Origin of the sequence: Pseudoruminococcus massiliensis (genome assembly GCF_900291955.1) — a bacterium.
GTDB lineage: Bacteria > Bacillota > Clostridia > Oscillospirales > Acutalibacteraceae > Pseudoruminococcus > Pseudoruminococcus massiliensis.
The window spans coordinates 1-18,363 of the sequence record NZ_OLMR01000007.1 but is presented as its reverse complement, the minus strand read 5'-3'; the positions used below and the strand labels follow the sequence as shown (position 1 = coordinate 18,363).

Below are 18,363 nucleotides of genomic sequence, written 5' to 3'. Positions count from 1 at the left end.
CCCTTGTAAACTCCACTTGAAAAATTTACAAGGGTATGATACAATATTTTTGCGAAATTCGTATCATTGCACCCGTTGTAATGATTCCCGCTCTCACTGATTGGTACTCGATGGGAGCGGTTTTTATATGTTTATATGAATTTTGCAGCTATATGATTTATCATTTTTATTGACTATTATTTCAGTTATTATTCCTTTTGGAATTCGGCCACAATCCATCAGAGGAGCAATCTTTTCTGCAAGCTCTGATTTTATATATCCAATGTGTTGATAATCACATATGACTTTTATTGCATTCTTATCATATTCATTTTGAGGTTCACGCACAAAAATTAACTTGTCACCTTTGTGTAATGCTGGTAATATAGCCTGTATTTCTTTGCCTTTGTCATTAGTACATTTTACACCAGCAATTCTCGTATCTATTGAATATTTATTTTTATCAATAGTAATTGTTTGAGTTGCATTATTTTTCATGTATGATAATTGAGCAATGATTTGCTGTGCAAGTCGTACTGTATTGCTATATGTAGTTGATGATGTATTGACAGCTTCGGATATTAAGATGATAGATACCAATGGGCTGTTTGCATCATTAACCCTAATATTAATAGACATATTATTGACTATAGACTCTTTTTGAGCTGTACCTGCTCCAACAACCGCTCCTGCTGTACCGAATAATAAACCTCCAACAACAGCTCTTGTAATACCATTTTTTGTTTTATATTTTGTACCATTTTGAATAATTTCAAAATTTACTATATCAGAATAACGATAAGCTCTATCATATCCATAAACATACCAGTATTTTTTTCTTTCATCAATATATAAATTGCCAAGCTGCTTAGTTGTTTTATACTTACTATACCATACTTTTTGCATTACTTTTTGTGCGTTATAGCGTATGTTATTGTTTTTTAGATTGAATATGATAAGTAAAATAAAAGGTAATATACAAGCCAATATAATTAAAACAATTACTAAATCTCCCATAGATACATCTCCTTAATTCAATTTTTGCTTTATAAAATCATCAAATTGCTGTCGCACTTTGCGCTCTAGTGGATGAAAATAATATTTGTTTCTTGCTTCGAGTACTGCCATTCGCTCTGCACGATTTTTCGCCGCTGACATAGATATATTACATACTTCTGCTATTTGTTCAGCAGTTGTTGCGTGTAGTTCGTGCAAAACGCAGGCTGGGGCAAGTAACCGAGCGGCAAACATATCTGCGGCTTGTTCTACTTCTGGTTTGTTATCGAATGTTCGAGCATAATAGCCTTTTTTTAGTTCGTGGCCAAGGAATATGTGGCCAAATTCATGAGCTATCGTGAAACGATTCACAGAAGTCTTAATATTATCATCATAAACAATAAGCCATTTGTCTCCGTCATAAACTGATATTCCACGCTCAGTTGCCCTAAGCAAATTTACAACACTATTTTTAACTATTTGTATATTTGATTTATTTGCTATTGACACAAGACTTATAGGCAGCTTTGTTATATTATAATCAATTATGCATTGCCAACTTGCGTTTCTTATATTTTTATATTTGCCATATATCAAGTTTTGTCACCTCAAAGGTAGTATACCCTTTGAGGTGATTTTTTATTTAATTAAATTATAAATCTTCATCTGTCATTGGAGCGTTTTTTAATTTTTCCAATACATCTTTTGACATTTTTACAATTTCATCTTCATGGTTATCTTCCGAATGTGCAGCCCTATATACTTTTACTGTTGTGCAACGTTCGTATTCTTTGTCAAGTATTGTATCAATAACATCTCGTCCAAAATCATCTAACGCATAATATTTTTGTGTAAAACTTGGTGGCATATTTTTTTTGCTTTGCTCTCGAAATTCATTGTAGAATTCTTCTGGGTCACAGTCAAGATATTCACATATTTGCAAAAATTTTTCAATTTCAATTTTGGTATTATCTCGAAGTATCATACTACTTAATGTAGTTTTAGGTATTCCAACAGCTTCAGCGAGCTCAGCCTGTTTTATGCCTTTTTTATTCATTTTTTCCTCTAATAATTTCCCGAAGCCCATTTTACCACCTCACTTTATTTTAATTATAATACAAAGAATTTATAAAATCAATACAAATATACGAAATTGCGTATAAATATATTAAATTTGTACGAAATATATAAATTTTAAATTTGTCTTTGTGCAAAGAGTAGAAAACCGAAAATGCGTACAAAACTACTTGTTTTTGTACGAAAATGAGTATATAATATATTTACAGAACGAAAAAGCGTTCAAATTCTAAAAAAATAAAGCGAAAGGAGAATTTATATGTATATCAATTTAAATGAATGTTTAAAAAGAAAAGGTATATCAATAAATGCAGCGGCAGCATTAGTCCATATGCCGGAAGCAACATTTCGTACAAAAGTTCAGGAACGTAGCTTTAGTATAGAAGAAGCTTTTATAGTAAAAGATAACTTGTTTCCAGAATTGGAACTCCGATATCTTTTCGAAAAGCAATAAAATGTTTCAAAACGATTTGAACATGAGAGGGGGTGAGATGAAATGCAGACAGTGGTAATTATCGTTTTGACAGTTCTGTTGATATTAGCTATATGGAAAATACTTAAATATAAAATGGGTTTACGACTTATTACCTATTACATTGAGAAGCACAATATACAATTAGATAACGTAGAAATGCAAAAGTGCAAGAACGAGATAGTCAAAATTTTGACATCAGAAATTTTGCATAAAAAGAAATAAGCAATGCGAAACTTAAAAGCTTCACGCTGCCTATTACAAAATCAGGTTGAATTTGATGAATCAGGAAGATGAATATAGTGATTAATCGTATCGGTTAAAATTGTACTTGTTACTGATTTTATAATATCAACAGATATTGTACCGATATTTTTAAACACAGATTTTGACTTATCCCAAACGGTTTTAGGGCGAATTTGTTGTAAAAATTGATGTCCTGAATAAGTAATGTTGAAAATTACACCATCAACAATACGCCCATCTCCAAATAAAAAATTAGCGTCTAAGAACCCTGCTTGCTCGAGATTATAAGCACTGTAAAAAATATCTTCTACACTATAATCATCAGATAAAGCCTGATACAGATTGTCAATGTTCATACTTTCAATAGAGATAGTACCGTCAGAGTATTCACAAGTTAAAATCTCTTCAAGTTTTAAAAGAACATCTCTGACACAATCGTAATTCAGTTTCATAGCATTGCACCTCGCTTTCAATTATTTATATTGAAATTTTACTGCAAGGATATATAAAATTCAATACTTTTTATAATTGTTTGTGAGGAAAATATGCACTCAAGTAAGAAAAGTGAGAGGGGTGAGGAAAATAGTAATATTAGGAACAACCTTATTAGTAGTTATTGTTTCTGCTCTTTCTTCTTTGATAACAGGTAAAATAATAGCCGTCTATTTCTTTAAGATAATAGACAACTTCGCAGAGCAAATGTTGGAGATGATTATGGATTTGGTTTCTTATTGGGTAAAGGGTTCAGGCAAACAGAAATAAAGGTATTCCCTAATGGAGTTAATTGAACCACACCCTTTTCATAATTTAAGTCATATTTTTTTGTTGGTTATCTCAGAATATTTGTCACTAACAATAGGTTGTTTAATTAATAAAAGGAGGTGAGGTTATGTCTTCAAAAAGAATAAGCGTAGCTGAGGCGGCAAAGATAATGGGCGTGAGCCCACAGTTTGTAAGAATAGGCTTGCAAAGAAACTTGTTGCCTTTTGGTTTTGCAACTAATATGGGCGGTGGTTGTAGATATACATACTACATAAACCCAAAGGAATTTCAGGAATATCTTGGATTAAATAATGCAAACCAAATATAGACAGTTAATATCCAGACGTATGGACAAAAGGAAGTAGTTTAAATGCGCGTAATAATAGCTAAATGGCGTGGAATCAGTATGCAATATTGCCAGGATAGTAATAAATACATAGTGACAGTAAAAAGTACAAGCAAAGAATATGACAATCCTCTCGAGGCATGGAGCACTTATCTAACACTAATAGATATTGCTGGACGCAGATACATTGGCAATATGTTATCTAAACAAGGTAAAAACAGATATACAGGCGAAATTTCAGAATTATGAAAAATGACGGTTATAAATATAGGGTATGTAAAAAATGTTCTAACAAATGGAATATAAGCGTGCTTACTAAAAGCACTAAGTGCTATATATGCCCATGTTGCGATAAGAAACTGAAAAGAGGCGAGAAAAACGGGTAAATTTAAATATTTTCGCAAGAATATTTGCTTAAAAATCAAAAAGAAAGTTGCAAAGAAAAAAGCTACAAAGTTAGAAAAGAAGATGAATAAGCTGGCAGCTAAGGCTGATAAGATTTGCAAAAATCGCTATGATTTTGAGATGCTTGCAGACAAAATATACCAAAAGCGAGATTATCGTATTTACATGAGTAAATTCAAACCATGTAGTTATAAATTCGATGAGTAAAAGGAGAAATAACAATGTCAGAAATAAAAGAAAAATCCGCCCCAGAAGTTGCAGCTTCGGGAGCGGAAACAAAAAGATTTATGAAAAATTCTAATTCTATTTTAGAACAAGCAAAACAAAAAATCAAGTCTTTTGAAGCAAAAAAACTTGGTCAAAAGGCTAAAGTTATTGCAGAACCTACTGCAAATGCACTCATTGCATTTTGTGAACAATCAGAAGAATTTGCAAGAGCCGTTATTGATGGTGATGATTTTATTAATTGTCTTATCACGATTTCCGAAGATTTTGGCAATGCCGTTTCAGATTTTGAAGTTTACAGCAAAGCTGTTCAGTTTTATTTTCCAGGAGCAGTTATTAAGTTTGATATGAAAATTCTAATGTCAGAATATGAATTAGAGTCTACATCTAACAAAGAAAACCTATCACTATCACTTGATAGTCTTCTTGATTGGTGAGGTGGCAGTATGATACCTAATGCTAATAGCCTGCTTGAAAACTTACCAAGAATCAACAGAGAACAAGAAAATGCCATAGCAGATGAATTTCCCCAGTATGCTTTTTATGAACGCATAAAAAACGGTGTTGAATATTACTGCACCAGCTGTCACCGATGGCAGAAAAATTCATCAGATATGCGTACCTTCTCCGTTCCAGCTATATGGAAACATAATCAATTATATACTTGCCCATATTGCGGAAAGCAAGTTGTTGCAAAATCTGCTGGCCGAGGTCATAAAACTTTAAAAAACAAAGGGCACTTTATAGTTTATACAGCTTACAAACAAAGGCTATATGCTTTTGTTATAAAAGCTTATCAATCCTTTTGCAATGAAGAGTTTGAGCCTGATTATTATCTTAGTAATCAATATCTCTATGTATTTAAAAAAAATCATATGCAAAGATTTAACTGGACCTACGATAGCAATTTGCGACATAATATTTGGCATCCTTTAAAAACAGACAAAGGCTTACCACAATGGAGCTATATGACAAATACAGGTTATGAGGACTCAATAGCAATAACCCCTGAACAGATATATGAAACAGATTTAAAATATAGTGAAATGGAAACATTTTCGAGTAGAGCATATACACAAATAGAATATCTAATCAAGTATATTAAGCACAATAATCTTGAATATATCGTAAAAGCAGGCTTCCTTGGCATTGCGAATGATATTGTGTTGGGATTGAGCAATTCAAAAATAATCAAATGGAAAAGCAATAATTTGCTTAAAATGCTTGGAATAAGAAAGCAAGACATAAACCTTGTGAAATTATGCAATATACAAGAATTAAAAGTGTATCAATACGCTATAAAAAATATGCCTAATGCTGATAACATAGCTGAAATTGTAAAAATAATTTATAGATTTGGAATTGATTATATAGAAGAAATAAAAAATTTAACGAATCTAAGCATGAACCAAATTTTCAGCTATGCCAAGACAATACAAAGATTATCTCAATGGAAAGACTATCTTTATATGGCAAGTAAATTGCCTGGAGGTATTGGAGGTATTGGAGAAATTAAGCCTAAAAATTTACAAGCTGCTCATGACAGAGTGTTAGCAGAAAGTAATTTCCTCGCTAAAAAGCATCAAGAAGAGCAGATACAAAATCGTTTTAAGCAATTACAACCATTATTATTTGAAACAAATGAGCTTATTATGAAAGCCCCTGAAAGCGGAACGGAAATAATACTTGAAGGCAAGATGTTGCAGCACTGTGTTGGCGGTTATGTTCAGCGTCACGCTGATGGAAAAACAAATATTTTATTCATACGCAAAAAAGATGAGCCAGATATGCCTTATTTCACAGTCGAGGTTAGCAATGATTATCAGATTATACAGTGTCATGGCTACAAAAATGAGGCCACTTGTGCTAAACCAGATGAGATTATTGATTTTGAAAAACGGTACACTGATTTTTTGGAGGAATTAAAGAATGAGCGAAATCAAAGAAATGCAGTCTGCATCAAAACAGCCTGATGTGTTATCAAAACAATATATTGAAGCGAGCAAATTACATCAACATATAATTGCTTCCGCCGAGCTTGCACAGCAGAACATTATCGAAATGTGTCAAGGACTCAAAAAAATGCGTGATGGTAAAGCTTATACTGCTTTTGGCTATGAAACATTTGAAGATTATTGCGAGAACATGGTTGGTATGAAACGCAGCAATGCTTATAAATACATAACCATAGTAGAAAATCTATCGGAGGATAAAATCCAGACGTATGGACAAATCGGAATAAGCAAATTATCCTTGCTTGCGAGTTTGTCTCATGTTGAACAAGATGAAATCGTTAATGTTGTAGATGTAAACAATGTTAGTTATCGAGAACTTCAAGCGAAAATTAAAGAAATTGAAAAGCGCAACAATGAACTTGAAAACAAGTATGAGCAAACAACGCTCGAATTGTCTACCGCCAATGAGCGAATAGAAGAACTCGAAAACCGTCCGGTTGAAGTGTCTGTACAGGAAGATACAGAGTCTAAAAAACGAGCTGAAGAACTTGAAAAGCAACTTAGTACAGCTCAAAAAGAAAATGAAAAGCTCTCCGAAAGTGTTACTAAGCTTAAGGATGAACACGCAAAAGCAGAAGCAAAGCAAAAAGAAGACTTTGAAAAAGAACATTTGAAAATCAAACAACAGCTTCAAGCTGATAGAGATGCTTTCAATCAGCGAATTAGTAGTTTGCAAAATGAGGTTGAAAAAGCACGCACCGAAAACAAGCATTCTGATGCTGATAACAAAGAAATTTTCAAAGCTTATTATAAAAACTGTATTGGTGCATTTAATTCGATGATTGAGTTTGTTAATAATATATCTTCCGATGAGGCTAAGTTTTGTAGTGAGAAAATCAAAATACTTATAAAATCATTTGAGGACAAGCTGGAGGTATTGTGATGAGTTGGCTTGATGAAGAAATTGAAATAAACGGAACTAAAAATACAGTCAGAATGTGGCTGAGAATATCAGGTCTTAAATATGATACTGTAAGAGAAAGATATAAAAAAGGTAAAACGGGAGCGGACTTATTCGCTTCGGTTGACATTAGAAATATCAAAATCCAGATTCGCAATGAGGTTCATACAGTAAAAGAATGGGCGAAAATAAGTGGCTTAGACGAAGAAGTAATAAAGGCTCGCTATTATAAAGGAAAGCGTGGCATAGACTTAATAGCTCCAACACAAAAGAATAAGATTTGGGGAAAATGGTACTATCGAGGTATAACAGCTAAAGCGAAAACTCGACAGTCAGCAGGAAAGATAATCATTGAAACATGGTAAAGAAAAAATCCGAGAGCGGAAAAACCGTTCTCGGATTACTCATAGGAGGATATTATGACAAGTCAAGAACTTAAACAAGCACTTGTAAATAGAAAACCAGTTATATTTAAACGAGTGAATGGTGACAGGTTGGAATATGCCTATATTTCTGGCATTATTTATCGTATGAAGAATGGTAAGCTTGATGTTTCTGCGGAACTTATGGATAAAAGTCTTCATTCAGTCACTATTGTAAGTCCAAGTCAAGTATCATATCTGAATAAGGAGGAATAGTGTTGAATAACAACGATAATGTAAATCACCCTGTGCATTACGAAACTGGAAAGTTTGAGTGCATAGAGGTAATGCTCGAAACTCAGGGAAAAGAAGCGGTACAGAACTTCTGCATTTGCAACGCCTTCAAATACCTTTACAGGCATAAGAACAAGAACGGTAATGAAGATATTGCAAAAGCAGTCTGGTACTTAAATAAATACCTTGAATTGCAAGAAAATTAAAATTATAAACGAAATTATCTAAGATGAAAGAAGGAAAAATATGTCAAATCTTATGGACATTACAGTCAAAAAAGAGATACGCCCATGTATTGTTGATGGTTCAACACCAGCACTGTTTCATTGTTGGAGCGAAGAAAGTTACATACACATAGCCGTTTTGAAAGAAGATGTTTCTGGCGTAGTTAAAGGTACAGTTGGAATTTTGGAGTTTAAGGACGGACATATTGAAAAACGCAAACCAGAGGATATCCAATTTACAGATAAGCTGTTTTCGCAGTATATAGGAAAATAAAAAGCTCGTCCGCTCCGAACGGACGAGCCAAAAGTGACATATAAGCCACTTGCTGAATGCAATTAAATTATATCATAGCAGTGGTAATTCGTCAATATAATACGGGCATAATGCCCATTGGGGTCTTGTATTGTATATTATCTTATCGACGATATAAGGAGTACACTGAAATGATTAGACAGCAAAAAACAAAATCAGGCAGATTGTTAGAGATAGATTCTTTTCCTGTCTGGAATGATGGAAGGAGGGTAAGCTCAAGAGCACCAAAAGCTAAACCATCTACAGAGGAACAGAAGAGATACAACAAAAAACAAGCTGAGAAAAAGCTCATACGCTTAATCAATGCAAATTTTGATGAAGATGATATAATTATGCACCCAACCTACGAGCCAACTAATGCTCCACAAGATGAAAAGCAAGCTCGTAAAGATTTAACAAATTATTTCCGCAGGCTTAAAACTCGAAGACAGAAAGAATTAGTGAAGGTTAAGGAAGCTCTGAAAGCTTTGCCAGAAATAGAAATTCTTGCAGAGCAAAGAGAAGAATTGCTTAAACAAAAGAAAAAGTTAGAGGCTCCTTTTAAGTACATATATGTCATTGAATGTGTTACATACAAAACAGGAGAATTGAAAGGCTGTAATAACTATCATTTCCACATAATATTTACTGGCGGTATTTCAAGAAAAGAACTTGAAGCAATGTGGCAGAATGGAATCAGAACAAACGCAGACCGTTTTCAGCCTGATAAGTTTGGACCCGAAGCTATTGCTAAATATATGCTTAAAGACCCACAAGGTTCTAAACGCTATGTCTGCTCGAGAAATCTCGCGAAACCAAAAGTTACGATTCAAGATAATAAAATTACAACTCGTGGATTGGCAAGAATCGCAAGGGAAAGATTAGACGATACAGCATATTGGGAGCGGAAATATAAGGGGTATCGCTTTGTTAAATGCTATGCAAGATACAATGAGTATAATGGGTACTGGTATATGTCGGTCATAATGTATAAGACAGACGGACAAACAGTACCACGATGGGAGGTAAAAGATTGGTTAGACGATTAACAAGTAAAGAATTGACTAAGAGAATCATCAAAGAAAAACAGAAAATATTGCATTACAATGCGTGAATTGTAGAGCGATGTACGAAATCAAGAGTAAGTTTTCTGATGGCTGTATATGTTCTTCTTGTGGTTTGCCTTGTAAAGCAATAGGCTTTTTAAGTTCTGCAAAATTACATAAAAGTCACACACAGCACGAAGCCGCCGAGCAAGAAGCTTTATTCCGTTGGGCATCATATCAATATGGGATATATCCAGAGTTGCGGCTTATGCATCATATTCCAAATGGCGGAAGCAGAAATAAACAAGAGGCTGCAAATTTAAAAAAGCAAGGTGTTAAATCAGGAGTGCCGGACATATGTTTGCCAGTTCCTCGTGGAAAATATCATGGACTATATATCGAGATGAAAGCAGGCAAAAATAAAGCAACAGACAATCAAAGCAAATGGCTTGAAGCGTTAAACAATCAAGGGTATGTTGCTGTAGTTTGTGTTGGCTGTGCTCAGGCGGTTGAAGTAATAACAAAATATTTAAGTGGAGGAAAATAAAATGAGTGATAAAGAAAATAAGAAAATCAATTTTGAAGGCGTTTGTCCGTTCTGCGGACAGGTTTCACTTAATGAAGAATGTAATTGTGACGGTGCTCAAAGAGAACGAAAAATTCAAAGCCAAATACAGCGTGCTACAGATACTATTTATGAACTATTCGGCCCTGATTGTACAGAGAATGGCTATATTCCTATTGCAGATGAAAGTATAAAACTTATGCGTGAAATTGTAGAACAAGTAGCATATTGGAAAATGTACTCTGCTTCGCTACATATTGCTAATGGAATAAAAGCAAAGATTTCGAGAACTGCAAGCGGTAAAATTAAAATTGAGCGTTCTGAAACTAAAAAGCAATCATTAGAAGTTGAAGATTAAAAACAAGAAGATGAGAGCGGAATATGGAGGTGTCTGTCGTGCCCAAACACAGAGATTTAAAGCTTGACAACATATCGAAATACAGATACAGAGAACTATATAACTGGTGTCTACAATATTGGGATTGGCAGAAACCGAAGACGAAAGAACTTTTTGTACAGTACAGAAAGAATTGTGATTTGCTCGAGTTGACATTACATCAAGCTATCATTGAGATATACGGAGATAATACTGAAATAATATATCCGATTATGCTTGAAGCAATAACAAATGAAAATGTTACATACGAATATCTGTCTATAAAAAGAAATATCCCTTGTGGAAAGTACTTGTATTGGAAAATCCGTAGAAGATTTTATTATCTATTGGACAGAAAAAAATAGTATTAGTTTATGCCGCACACTCTTGATATGGTGTGCGGTTTTTATATGCTGAAAATTAGAGTTATTGGTACATACTTTTAGTGTAAAATAGCAATAAACATAATCAGAATACTATAAAACCATATTGAATTTATTAAAAATTCGAGAGCGGAATTAAAGGGTGTTGAAATAATGGCAAGAGTTAAAGCGAAGTCTAAAGACAAAAGGTTAATCATTGCAAAAGAAATGCCTCCGCTTAGGCGAACTTTGCCGGGCGAAAAATATAGTTATAAAAACGATGAAGTTTTTAAATGGATTTCTCAAAGACCGGGATTAATTAATTATGTATTCGACAAGCTTGCAGTAAATGGTTATATTTTCTATGATTCCAAAACAGGCATGTGGCAAGGTGAAAATTATGAAGATGAAAGCGAGTAAGCAGAATGAACGACAACGATAATGTAAATCACCCTACGCATTATACTGGCAAGTTTGAGTGCATAGAGGTAATGCTTGAAACCCAAGGCAAAGAGGCAGTGCAGAACTTCTGTATCTGCAACGCTTTCAAGTATCTTTACAGGCATAAGAACAAGAACGGTGACGAGGATATTAAAAAAGCAATTTGGTACTTGAATAAGTATCTTGAGTTAAGGAGTGACTGGAATGACGGCGAAAGAATATCTGAATCAGGCAAGGGTACTTGATATGCTTATTAACGCAAAGCAGTCGGAGCTTTATAGTCTGAAGCTTATGGCTACATCGATTTCAAGTCCTGTAATTTCAGAAAAAGTCCAATCTGGTGGCGAGAATAATACTATGCGAATCATAGATAAAATAGTAGATTTGCAGAATGAAATAAATCTTGAAATTGATAAGCTTGTAGATTTAAAATCTCAGATAAGAAATGAGATAAAGCAGATAAATGACCCAGTCGAAAGAATACTTTTAACAGAGCGATACATAAATAATAAAAGCTGGATGGAGATAGCGAATATGATGCACTACACTGAACGACAAGTTCATAATATTCACGGCAAAAGCTTAAAGCATTTCAGTAAATTTCATTGAATTTCAGTATGCAAATGAAATATAATTAAACTGTGAGATGAGGGCGGACGAGAGTGTGAAGCTACTATGCTAAGCACTCCACCGCCAACAACTTGCGTACTTCTTTCTATATGTTACGATACGCACCGCCAATGCGGTGCAATACGGCAGCTGTACAGTACAACTCAAAATCTGAGTGAGAGTGCAAGCCTCTAAGCTGCCACCAGTAACTTTGTTGTAGCTATCCGGATAGCTTAGCGTGCATAAGACGATGACAACGACACCCTTATGCCATAATCGCAGATGTACAGCACTTAACCTCAGAGGCTTACTGCGATAGAGGTGACCGCATGAGAGTATGCCGCCCGTCAGGGCGTTACCTGGTCCAAGTGCGAGTTGCATTTTTGCACCTCCTTAGTTATTTTGCATGAGAGCCGTCCAATAGGGCGGCTTTTGTGTTGTTACGAAAAGAGATGAGTTTATGCTTAAATCTTGTCAATACTGTGGCAGAATACATAAACAAGGGGAGGAATGTAAGTTAAAGCCAAAACCAAAGCGAAAATACTATAAGAAAAAACTTACAGAAGAGAATAAAGAGATACAAAGATTCAGGTGGTCTAAGCAATGGCAACATAAGCGTGAATATATAAAAAAGCGTGATAATTATATGTGTGTTGCGTGTTTATTAGGGCTTAGGAATACTGCTAAGAGATTGAATACTGTTGGGCTGTCTGTACATCATATCATACCGATTGTTGTTGATTTTGATAAGCGACTTGATGATGATAATTTAATTACCTTATGCTCGCTACATCATCGTATGGCTGATAATGGGGAAATAGAAGCAGATGTCCTTATTAAAGCAATTACTTAGAACTCCCCCCAAGGTGTTTGACCTTAAATCTTATATAACGGAACACCTAACGCGGAGCCAACAATACACAAACAATTCCCAAAATGAAATTTTGAAAGGAGGCGGTCTGATGGCAAGACCTGCAAAGTCGATAAAAACACAAAGCAGACACAATACAAAAGCTGAAACGAAAGAGCGTGAAGAAGCCGAAAACCGCCTCAAAGGTAATTCAAATATTGAAATTCCTGCGTATCTTACAGAAAATCAGAAAGTCATTTTTGAGTATATAAAGAGTGTCCTCGATAGTGATGGGGCAGATATTCTCGGCCAGCTTGATGTATATATTCTGTCTCAAACAGCTATTACAATAGACAGACTTCGCACTATTGATGAGCAAATAAACTCAATTCCTACATTGATGACAGATAAAGACATCATTTCAGCAAGAAAAGCTTATACACAAGAATTTTTTCGATGTTGCAACGAGCTGAGCCTATCTCCTCAAGCAAGAGCAAAAATAGGAAGCCTTAACCTTAGTAAGAAAAAGGAACAGACGGACCCACTCTTGCAGATTTTGAAAAGAGCTGATAGCTCGTGAAAATTCGGGAACATCAAAGCTATAAATACGCCAGTGAGGTTTGCAAGGGTGAAATTATTGCTCCTAAGTATGTCATAATTCAGTGCAAAGAATTTTTGAAAATTGCTGACGGAAAATCGGAAAAATACTGCATTAACGAAGATACAGTAGATTTAATTGATAATATTTTGAAATTGCTTGTAATGGCAAGAGGTTTGAAAGCACAACAAACAATCTATGAAGCCTTTGCAGGATTTCAATTCTTTCTGATAATCGCCGTACTTTGCACTGTTTATAAAGACAATAAAAATCATAGACGATATGAAACAGCTATATTGGAGATATGCCGAAAAAACGGCAAAACCTTCCTTGTAGCTGTTATTTTTATAATTCTGTTTTTTATAGAACCGAAGTTTTCAAAGTTTTATAGCGTTGCTCCTGACGGTTCACTTTCGAGAGAAGTACAGACAGCTATCAGAGAGATTATTCAGAGCAGTTCTGCACTTGACGGAAAGTTCAAGATTCGCAGAGATGATATACTTTGCATGCTTAATCAAAATGATTACTTTCCGCTAAATTTCTCTGCATCAAGGCTTGACGGTAAATTGCCGAATGCGTTTGTTGCTGATGAAGTCGGAGCATTGACAAGCAATTATCCTCTCGAGGCTATGCGTTCAGGTCAGCTTATGATACTCAATAAGCTTGGTTGTATCATCAGCACAAAGTATCCAACGGTAAACAATCCATTTGAAGATGAAGTTGCTTATGCAAAAAAGGTCCTTGATGGAATTATTCAAGATGATAGTGTTTTCTCATTGTTATATGAACCTGATGAGCCTAAGAACTGGATGTCAGATGATAAGGTGATAATGCAAGGCAATCCGCTTGCTATGGTTGTTCCTGAGGTTATGGAAGACCTTGTAAAAAAGAGGGCTGTCGCAATAGAAAGCCCTCTGAAAAGAGAAAATTTCTTAACTAAACACTGCAATATAATCTATCAGGGCATAGGAACAGAAACATATATCCCTGTCGATGAGGTACAAAAATGTAAGGTTGATAGAATAGACTGGCAAGGTCGGCGTGTGTATTTGGGTGTTGACCTTGCGGAAACAACGGATAATTGTGCCGTGGCTATGGCTTCGCTTGACGATTACGGCAATATTCTTGCTGATGTACTGGCTTTTATACCGGAAGGCAGGATTGATATTAAAAATCGCAGTGAAAAGATTGATTACAGAACATTTATCGAGGCTGGAAAGTGCATAGCTTGCGGAGATAATGTTGTTGACTATGCAGTTATTGAACAATTTGTTTTGGACATTGAAGATACATATGGCGTTGAGGTTTGCGGAATTGCATTCGATAGATACAACGCTATGTCATCTGCTCAAAAATGGGAACAAAAATATACCAATCTTACTGTAGAGGTTAAGCAACATTCGAGCGTACTGCATCCAGCAACAAAGCTTTTGCGTGAAAAGATAATTGATGGTCAGTTTCAATATGAAGAGAATAAATTGCTTGAAATAAATTTTCAAAATGCCAAATGTGTAGAAGACACAAATAAAAATAAGTATGTAAACAAAAAGAAATCAAATGGCAAAGTTGATATGGTTGTGGCTTTGATAAATGCAGTATATTTGCTGAATGAATTTGAAATTTTAAGCGACAGTGCTTGGTCAGTACAAATTTAAAGGTGGTGAAAAAGTGGGAGTATTTCAAAGAATAAGAGAAAAGCGAATGCTTGACAGCAATTCTCTTGCAACTACATTAACAGCAATGCTCGGAGCTGAAAAGGTAACAGAAACGGAAGCAATGAATATTCCGTCCTTAGCTGCCTGCGTTGAGTTTATTTCAAGCAAAGTTGCAGAATTGCCAATCAAGTTATATTGCGAATGTGGTGATGAAACGCAAGAACTTACTGACGATAAGCGAGTAAGCCTGCTTAATGATTCCACAGGAGATTTACTTGATTGCTATCAGCTTAAAAAAGCAGTTGTAAGAGATTATCTGCTTTTCGGAAACGGATACATTTATCCAGAAAGGCATAGAAACCAATTTGTATCTTTAAGATATGTTAAGCAAAATAATGTGAATTGCGTGAAAAATTCGGACCCGATTTTTAAAAAAGCCGATTTTATGATTTATGATAGAAAGTTTCGTGATGATGAGCTTATTCGTGTTTTAAGAAGCTCGACAGATGGAGTTACTGGAACAGGCGTTATTGATGAGGCTAACGAATTGCTCACCGTAATTTATAAAACAATGATTTTTGAAAAATATCTTGTTGTAAATGGTGGCAACAAAAAAGGCTTTTTGAAATCTGCACGAAAACTAAGTGATGAGGCAATGGAAAGCTTGAGAAACGCTTGGAATAAGCTATATAGCAACAACGGAAATAATATGATGCTCTTGAATGATGGCATAGATTTTAAGGAATCCTCGAATACAAGCGTTGAAATGCAGTTGAATGAAAACAAGAAAGCAAACAACGATTATGTATGCGAGATTTTTAATCTATCACCCTCTGTCATAGCTGGAACAGCAAACGATGAATCTTATACCACTGCGATTAAAACGGCTGTAATGCCTGTTATAAGGGCTTTTGAAACAGCTTTGAATCAGGGCTTGCTTTTAGAAAGCGAAAGGCACAGACACTATTTTGCTTTTGATACAACAGAATTGCTCAAAGGTGATATACTTAAACGCTATCAGGCATATCAAATAGGTTTAGCAAATAATTTCTTACAGGCTGATGAGGTTCGATATAAAGAAGACCTAAAACCACTTGGCTTTAATTTCATACGCTTGGGCTTGCAAGATGTTCTTCTCGACCCGAAAACAAACACAATCTATACTCCGAACACAAATCAAACAACAATGTTTGGTCAGAATGTAAATCAACAGGTTGCTGATAGTATGATTGAGGAAACAGAGCAACGCTGGGACGGTCAGCCTCGTGATAGTGACGGCAGATTCGATAAAGGAAAAAGACGAAGATTAGTTCGTTCAGGAGCAAAGCGAAAAACCTTCGAAAAATCTTCTAGAAGACTTGAAAAGTCGGATAAGAATGATATAATAAAGTCAAGAGGTATTACTATTGGCAAAAGTGTTGGTGCTGCAGGAAAAAATTACCCTGTGAGACTTCCTAACGGAAATCATACAAAGCTTGCAGAAGGTACAAAAATAACTAAGGTTAGAGTATTTGCAGGTAAAGGTACTAATACACCAATAAGGAATAGATTTTATTTTGAATCTACATACAAAATAAAAGCTAACGAGTGGCAAAAAGTCAGAGGCGAAGGAACGGTAGTCTTTGAAGGGAAAAACCGAACTGCTGAACTTCATTGGTACGAAGCAGATGGTGAAAAAGTCGATATGAAAGTAAAGAGGTGGTTAGATGAAGGTTAGATATATTGGTGAAACTTCTCCAGTGTCGCTTACATATGGAGAAATTTACGATGTGCTTTCCGTTGAAAAAGAATGGTACAGAATTGTTGACAATAGCGAAGAAGATTATCTTTATCCACCTGATGAATTTGAAATAGTAGAAGAATAATTAACCGCTCCTTGAGGGCGGTTTTTCTATGGCTGAAAGGTGGTGATAATATGTATAAAGAAAAATTGCTATCTCAAATTAAAATTCTTGAAAATCTGCAAGAAAAATGGGGAATATATGATGTTTCCAAAACCATACAACTTAGCGGAGAGATTTTAAGACTTGCAAATAAGCTTGATGAGCTTGAAGAATACACGGCGACTGCGAATTTGGATAAGTCATTCGAGGAACTGTCTGAGGATAATCAAGAGAAAGTACACAGATTTATCGAAGAACGCTTCATAAAAAGAAACTAAGCACTCTGGAAAGGGTGCTTTTTTAATGCCCTGAGTATGGCTTAAAACTGCTCTATTTTTATACCCGAAGGTAGGTGAGAATATTGCAAATCGAAATCAGAAGTAACAATGAGGCTGTTATAAGCGGTTATGTGAATGCTGTTGAGCGCGATAGTCGCATAATGCCAAAAGGCAAGGGAGCAACTGCGGTACGAAGCTTTGTTGAGCGAGTTAGGGCAGGCACATTCGATAAGGCTATAAAAAGAGGAACGCCAATAGAGCTTCGCTTTAATCACGATAAAATAATAGGCGATACCACAAGTAACCTTGAACTCTATGAAGATAATATTGGTCTTTATGCGAGGGCAATAATCAGTGATACAGAGGTTATCGAAAAGGCTCAGCGTGGGGAGTTGCGTGGGTGGTCATTCGGCTTTATCGCAGAGGGCGAAACTTGGGACAAAGAGGGCGAGCTTGACAGACGAACGCTTGAAGACATTGATTTGAAAGAAGTTTCAATCCTCGACAAAACGCCCGCTTATTTCGGTACTTCGGTTGAAGTAAGGGGTGAAGAATCAAATGTTTTTGAAACAAGGGGAATTGCAGGAAACATAAAGCTTATCGGAAAAGAATCACCGAAAGCAAATAGTTTAGAAATCTATGAAAAAGAACTTGAAATTTTGAAAGAGAGGTAATTTATTATGAAGGCACTAATCGAAAAGAAAAATGCTCTACTTGACGAGGCAGACGCTCTCATCAGCAAAGCAAAGACAGAAAACAGAGCGTTTGAGGATAGCGAACTTAATCGCTATAATGAAATCAAAGCAGAGCTTGCAAGGCTCAATAAGACTATTTCAGCCGTAAAAGAAATAAGAGAAGCTGAAATTGACGAACCTGATAATAAAAAGAACAGTACAGAAGAAACCGAAACAAGACTTTTTGAAGCCTATATCCGTAATCCGAAGGCTGTTGAAACTCGTGCTGACACTAATCTCACCTTCGGTGCTAATGGTGCGATTATACCAACAAGCATTGAAAATAAGATTATTGATAAGGTGAAAGAAATTTGCCCTATTTTTGAACTTGCAACAAAGTATAATGTCGGCGGTACTCTTACAATTCCGT

At 35.3% G+C, this 18,363-nt stretch carries 30 protein-coding genes; 26 read left to right on the top strand and 4 right to left on the bottom strand.

Translation table 11 applies throughout. The features are described 5' to 3' along the window. Nucleotides 1-123: 123 nt before the first annotated feature. Genes C9914_RS08995 through C9914_RS08985 form a run of 3 tightly spaced genes read right to left on the bottom strand, consistent with a single transcriptional unit; the run spans nt 124 to nt 2,062 of the window. The gene (locus C9914_RS08995) at nt 124-996 is read right to left on the bottom strand and encodes an HIRAN domain-containing protein (RefSeq protein ID WP_106764916.1); all 873 of its coding nucleotides are present in this window, start codon (nt 994-996) and stop codon (nt 124-126) included. A 12-nt stretch (nt 997-1,008) separates the two neighbouring features. After that, nucleotides 1,009-1,572 carry an ImmA/IrrE family metallo-endopeptidase gene (locus tag C9914_RS08990; protein WP_106764914.1) on the bottom strand — a complete coding sequence of 188 codons (564 nt, stop codon included), beginning with the start codon at nt 1,570-1,572 and terminating at the stop codon, nt 1,009-1,011. A 55-nt stretch (nt 1,573-1,627) separates the two neighbouring features. Further along, nucleotides 1,628-2,062, bottom strand: a complete 435-nt coding sequence (locus C9914_RS08985; protein WP_106764912.1) for a helix-turn-helix domain-containing protein — start codon at nt 2,060-2,062, stop codon at nt 1,628-1,630. 249 nt (nt 2,063-2,311) lie between these two features. On the opposite strand from C9914_RS08985, the gene C9914_RS08980 reads away from it, so the two are divergent. Beyond that, a complete protein-coding gene (locus C9914_RS08980; protein ID WP_106764910.1) occupies nt 2,312-2,506 on the top strand; it encodes a hypothetical protein in 195 nt (64 codons plus the stop codon). A gap of 284 nt (nt 2,507-2,790) precedes the next feature. On the opposite strand, the gene C9914_RS08970 is transcribed toward C9914_RS08980, so the two are convergent. Beyond that, nucleotides 2,791-3,222 carry a DUF2513 domain-containing protein gene (locus tag C9914_RS08970; RefSeq protein WP_106764906.1) on the bottom strand — a complete coding sequence of 144 codons (432 nt, stop codon included), beginning with the start codon at nt 3,220-3,222 and terminating at the stop codon, nt 2,791-2,793. A 121-nt stretch (nt 3,223-3,343) separates the two neighbouring features. Between C9914_RS08970 and C9914_RS11535 the strand changes: the two genes are divergently transcribed. The 25 genes from C9914_RS11535 to C9914_RS08850 form a co-directional block, all read left to right on the top strand. Further along, nucleotides 3,344-3,532 (top strand): hypothetical protein, encoded by a 189-nt coding sequence (locus C9914_RS11535; protein ID WP_158707389.1) that lies wholly within the window; start codon nt 3,344-3,346, stop codon nt 3,530-3,532. A gap of 127 nt (nt 3,533-3,659) precedes the next feature. Continuing rightward, nucleotides 3,660-3,860 (top strand): MerR family transcriptional regulator, encoded by a 201-nt coding sequence (locus tag C9914_RS08965; protein ID WP_106764904.1) that lies wholly within the window; start codon nt 3,660-3,662, stop codon nt 3,858-3,860. Nucleotides 3,861-3,902: 42 nt separating this feature from the next. Continuing rightward, entirely contained in the window at nt 3,903-4,127 is a 225-nt protein-coding gene (locus C9914_RS08960) for a hypothetical protein (RefSeq protein ID WP_106764902.1), read from the top strand. 377 nt (nt 4,128-4,504) lie between these two features. Further along, the gene (locus C9914_RS08955) at nt 4,505-4,945 is read left to right on the top strand and encodes a hypothetical protein (RefSeq protein WP_106764900.1); all 441 of its coding nucleotides are present in this window, start codon (nt 4,505-4,507) and stop codon (nt 4,943-4,945) included. Nucleotides 4,946-4,954: 9 nt separating this feature from the next. Next, nucleotides 4,955-6,481, top strand: coding sequence for a PcfJ domain-containing protein (locus C9914_RS08950; RefSeq protein WP_106764898.1), 1,527 nt, complete (start codon nt 4,955-4,957; stop codon nt 6,479-6,481). After that, nucleotides 6,438-7,406, top strand: a complete 969-nt coding sequence (locus C9914_RS08945; protein WP_106764896.1) for a hypothetical protein — start codon at nt 6,438-6,440, stop codon at nt 7,404-7,406. Before C9914_RS08950 ends, C9914_RS08945 begins: the two co-directional genes overlap by 44 nt. Then, entirely contained in the window at nt 7,406-7,789 is a 384-nt protein-coding gene (locus tag C9914_RS08940) for a hypothetical protein (RefSeq protein WP_106764895.1), read from the top strand. Before C9914_RS08945 ends, C9914_RS08940 begins: the two co-directional genes overlap by 1 nt. Before the next feature lie 54 nt (nt 7,790-7,843). Continuing rightward, complete coding sequence (locus C9914_RS08935; protein WP_106764893.1) at nt 7,844-8,062, top strand: hypothetical protein; 219 nt, start codon at nt 7,844-7,846, stop codon at nt 8,060-8,062. Between the two features lie 2 nt (nt 8,063-8,064). Next, entirely contained in the window at nt 8,065-8,286 is a 222-nt protein-coding gene (locus C9914_RS08930; protein WP_106764891.1) for a DUF3310 domain-containing protein, read from the top strand. A 40-nt stretch (nt 8,287-8,326) separates the two neighbouring features. Then, the gene (locus C9914_RS08925; protein ID WP_106764889.1) at nt 8,327-8,578 is read left to right on the top strand and encodes a hypothetical protein; all 252 of its coding nucleotides are present in this window, start codon (nt 8,327-8,329) and stop codon (nt 8,576-8,578) included. A 170-nt stretch (nt 8,579-8,748) separates the two neighbouring features. After that, nucleotides 8,749-9,645 (top strand): hypothetical protein, encoded by an 897-nt coding sequence (locus tag C9914_RS08920; RefSeq protein WP_106764887.1) that lies wholly within the window; start codon nt 8,749-8,751, stop codon nt 9,643-9,645. A 76-nt stretch (nt 9,646-9,721) separates the two neighbouring features. Then, nucleotides 9,722-10,189, top strand: a complete 468-nt coding sequence (locus C9914_RS08915) for a VRR-NUC domain-containing protein (RefSeq protein WP_106764885.1) — start codon at nt 9,722-9,724, stop codon at nt 10,187-10,189. A gap of 1 nt (nt 10,190) precedes the next feature. After that, nucleotides 10,191-10,565, top strand: coding sequence for a hypothetical protein (locus tag C9914_RS08910; RefSeq protein WP_106764884.1), 375 nt, complete (start codon nt 10,191-10,193; stop codon nt 10,563-10,565). 38 nt (nt 10,566-10,603) lie between these two features. Further along, nucleotides 10,604-10,948 (top strand): hypothetical protein, encoded by a 345-nt coding sequence (locus tag C9914_RS08905; RefSeq protein ID WP_106764882.1) that lies wholly within the window; start codon nt 10,604-10,606, stop codon nt 10,946-10,948. 171 nt (nt 10,949-11,119) lie between these two features. Beyond that, nucleotides 11,120-11,365 (top strand): hypothetical protein, encoded by a 246-nt coding sequence (locus tag C9914_RS08900; RefSeq protein ID WP_106764880.1) that lies wholly within the window; start codon nt 11,120-11,122, stop codon nt 11,363-11,365. 5 nt (nt 11,366-11,370) lie between these two features. Next, complete coding sequence (locus tag C9914_RS08895) at nt 11,371-11,631, top strand: DUF3310 domain-containing protein (RefSeq protein WP_106764878.1); 261 nt, start codon at nt 11,371-11,373, stop codon at nt 11,629-11,631. Continuing rightward, entirely contained in the window at nt 11,591-11,995 is a 405-nt protein-coding gene (locus C9914_RS08890) for an RNA polymerase subunit sigma-24 (protein ID WP_158707388.1), read from the top strand. The genes C9914_RS08895 and C9914_RS08890 overlap by 41 nt, the downstream gene beginning before the upstream one ends. 460 nt (nt 11,996-12,455) lie before the next feature. Beyond that, the gene (locus tag C9914_RS08880) at nt 12,456-12,848 is read left to right on the top strand and encodes an HNH endonuclease (RefSeq protein ID WP_106764873.1); all 393 of its coding nucleotides are present in this window, start codon (nt 12,456-12,458) and stop codon (nt 12,846-12,848) included. Nucleotides 12,849-12,957: 109 nt separating this feature from the next. Then, on the top strand, nt 12,958-13,425 hold the full coding sequence (locus C9914_RS08875; RefSeq protein WP_106764871.1) for a P27 family phage terminase small subunit: 468 nt from the start codon (nt 12,958-12,960) through the stop codon (nt 13,423-13,425). Then, a complete protein-coding gene (locus C9914_RS08870) occupies nt 13,422-15,098 on the top strand; it encodes a terminase TerL endonuclease subunit (RefSeq protein ID WP_242972099.1) in 1,677 nt (558 codons plus the stop codon). Before C9914_RS08875 ends, C9914_RS08870 begins: the two co-directional genes overlap by 4 nt. A 13-nt stretch (nt 15,099-15,111) precedes the next feature. Then, nucleotides 15,112-16,815 (top strand): phage portal protein, encoded by a 1,704-nt coding sequence (locus tag C9914_RS08865; RefSeq protein WP_106764869.1) that lies wholly within the window; start codon nt 15,112-15,114, stop codon nt 16,813-16,815. After that, a complete protein-coding gene (locus tag C9914_RS11610; protein ID WP_022264769.1) occupies nt 16,805-16,963 on the top strand; it encodes a hypothetical protein in 159 nt (52 codons plus the stop codon). Before C9914_RS08865 ends, C9914_RS11610 begins: the two co-directional genes overlap by 11 nt. Nucleotides 16,964-17,013: 50 nt before the next feature. Then, nucleotides 17,014-17,259: a hypothetical protein gene (locus tag C9914_RS08860; RefSeq protein WP_106764867.1), complete on the top strand. Its 246-nt coding sequence runs from the start codon at nt 17,014-17,016 to the stop codon at nt 17,257-17,259. An 83-nt stretch (nt 17,260-17,342) separates the two neighbouring features. Next, a complete protein-coding gene (locus C9914_RS08855; RefSeq protein ID WP_158707387.1) occupies nt 17,343-17,933 on the top strand; it encodes an HK97 family phage prohead protease in 591 nt (196 codons plus the stop codon). A 6-nt stretch (nt 17,934-17,939) separates the two neighbouring features. Continuing rightward, nucleotides 17,940-18,363 (top strand): phage major capsid protein (locus C9914_RS08850; RefSeq protein WP_106764863.1); only part of this gene is annotated, 424 nt, incomplete at its 3' end.

What these genes read in the sequence shown, in the direction of transcription:
- C9914_RS08995 (WP_106764916.1), bottom strand. Translation starts at nt 996, where the DNA reads ATGGGAGATTTAGTAATTGTTTTAATTATATTGGCTTGTATATTACCT.
- C9914_RS08985 (WP_106764912.1), bottom strand. Translation starts at nt 2,062, where the DNA reads ATGGGCTTCGGGAAATTATTAGAGGAAAAAATGAATAAAAAAGGCATA.
- C9914_RS08980 (WP_106764910.1), top strand. Translation starts at nt 2,312, where the DNA reads ATGTATATCAATTTAAATGAATGTTTAAAAAGAAAAGGTATATCAATA.
- C9914_RS08970 (WP_106764906.1), bottom strand. Translation starts at nt 3,222, where the DNA reads ATGAAACTGAATTACGATTGTGTCAGAGATGTTCTTTTAAAACTTGAA.
- C9914_RS08965 (WP_106764904.1), top strand. Translation starts at nt 3,660, where the DNA reads ATGTCTTCAAAAAGAATAAGCGTAGCTGAGGCGGCAAAGATAATGGGC.
- C9914_RS08960 (WP_106764902.1), top strand. Translation starts at nt 3,903, where the DNA reads ATGCGCGTAATAATAGCTAAATGGCGTGGAATCAGTATGCAATATTGC.
- C9914_RS08955 (WP_106764900.1), top strand. Translation starts at nt 4,505, where the DNA reads ATGTCAGAAATAAAAGAAAAATCCGCCCCAGAAGTTGCAGCTTCGGGA.
- C9914_RS08950 (WP_106764898.1), top strand. Translation starts at nt 4,955, where the DNA reads ATGATACCTAATGCTAATAGCCTGCTTGAAAACTTACCAAGAATCAAC.
- C9914_RS08945 (WP_106764896.1), top strand. Translation starts at nt 6,438, where the DNA reads ATGAGCGAAATCAAAGAAATGCAGTCTGCATCAAAACAGCCTGATGTG.
- C9914_RS08940 (WP_106764895.1), top strand. Translation starts at nt 7,406, where the DNA reads ATGAGTTGGCTTGATGAAGAAATTGAAATAAACGGAACTAAAAATACA.
- C9914_RS08935 (WP_106764893.1), top strand. Translation starts at nt 7,844, where the DNA reads ATGACAAGTCAAGAACTTAAACAAGCACTTGTAAATAGAAAACCAGTT.
- C9914_RS08925 (WP_106764889.1), top strand. Translation starts at nt 8,327, where the DNA reads ATGTCAAATCTTATGGACATTACAGTCAAAAAAGAGATACGCCCATGT.
- C9914_RS08920 (WP_106764887.1), top strand. Translation starts at nt 8,749, where the DNA reads ATGATTAGACAGCAAAAAACAAAATCAGGCAGATTGTTAGAGATAGAT.
- C9914_RS08915 (WP_106764885.1), top strand. Translation starts at nt 9,722, where the DNA reads ATGTACGAAATCAAGAGTAAGTTTTCTGATGGCTGTATATGTTCTTCT.
- C9914_RS08910 (WP_106764884.1), top strand. Translation starts at nt 10,191, where the DNA reads ATGAGTGATAAAGAAAATAAGAAAATCAATTTTGAAGGCGTTTGTCCG.
- C9914_RS08900 (WP_106764880.1), top strand. Translation starts at nt 11,120, where the DNA reads ATGGCAAGAGTTAAAGCGAAGTCTAAAGACAAAAGGTTAATCATTGCA.
- C9914_RS08895 (WP_106764878.1), top strand. Translation starts at nt 11,371, where the DNA reads ATGAACGACAACGATAATGTAAATCACCCTACGCATTATACTGGCAAG.
- C9914_RS08890 (WP_158707388.1), top strand. Translation starts at nt 11,591, where the DNA reads ATGACGGCGAAAGAATATCTGAATCAGGCAAGGGTACTTGATATGCTT.
- C9914_RS08880 (WP_106764873.1), top strand. Translation starts at nt 12,456, where the DNA reads ATGCTTAAATCTTGTCAATACTGTGGCAGAATACATAAACAAGGGGAG.
- C9914_RS08875 (WP_106764871.1), top strand. Translation starts at nt 12,958, where the DNA reads ATGGCAAGACCTGCAAAGTCGATAAAAACACAAAGCAGACACAATACA.
- C9914_RS11610 (WP_022264769.1), top strand. Translation starts at nt 16,805, where the DNA reads ATGAAGGTTAGATATATTGGTGAAACTTCTCCAGTGTCGCTTACATAT.
- C9914_RS08860 (WP_106764867.1), top strand. Translation starts at nt 17,014, where the DNA reads ATGTATAAAGAAAAATTGCTATCTCAAATTAAAATTCTTGAAAATCTG.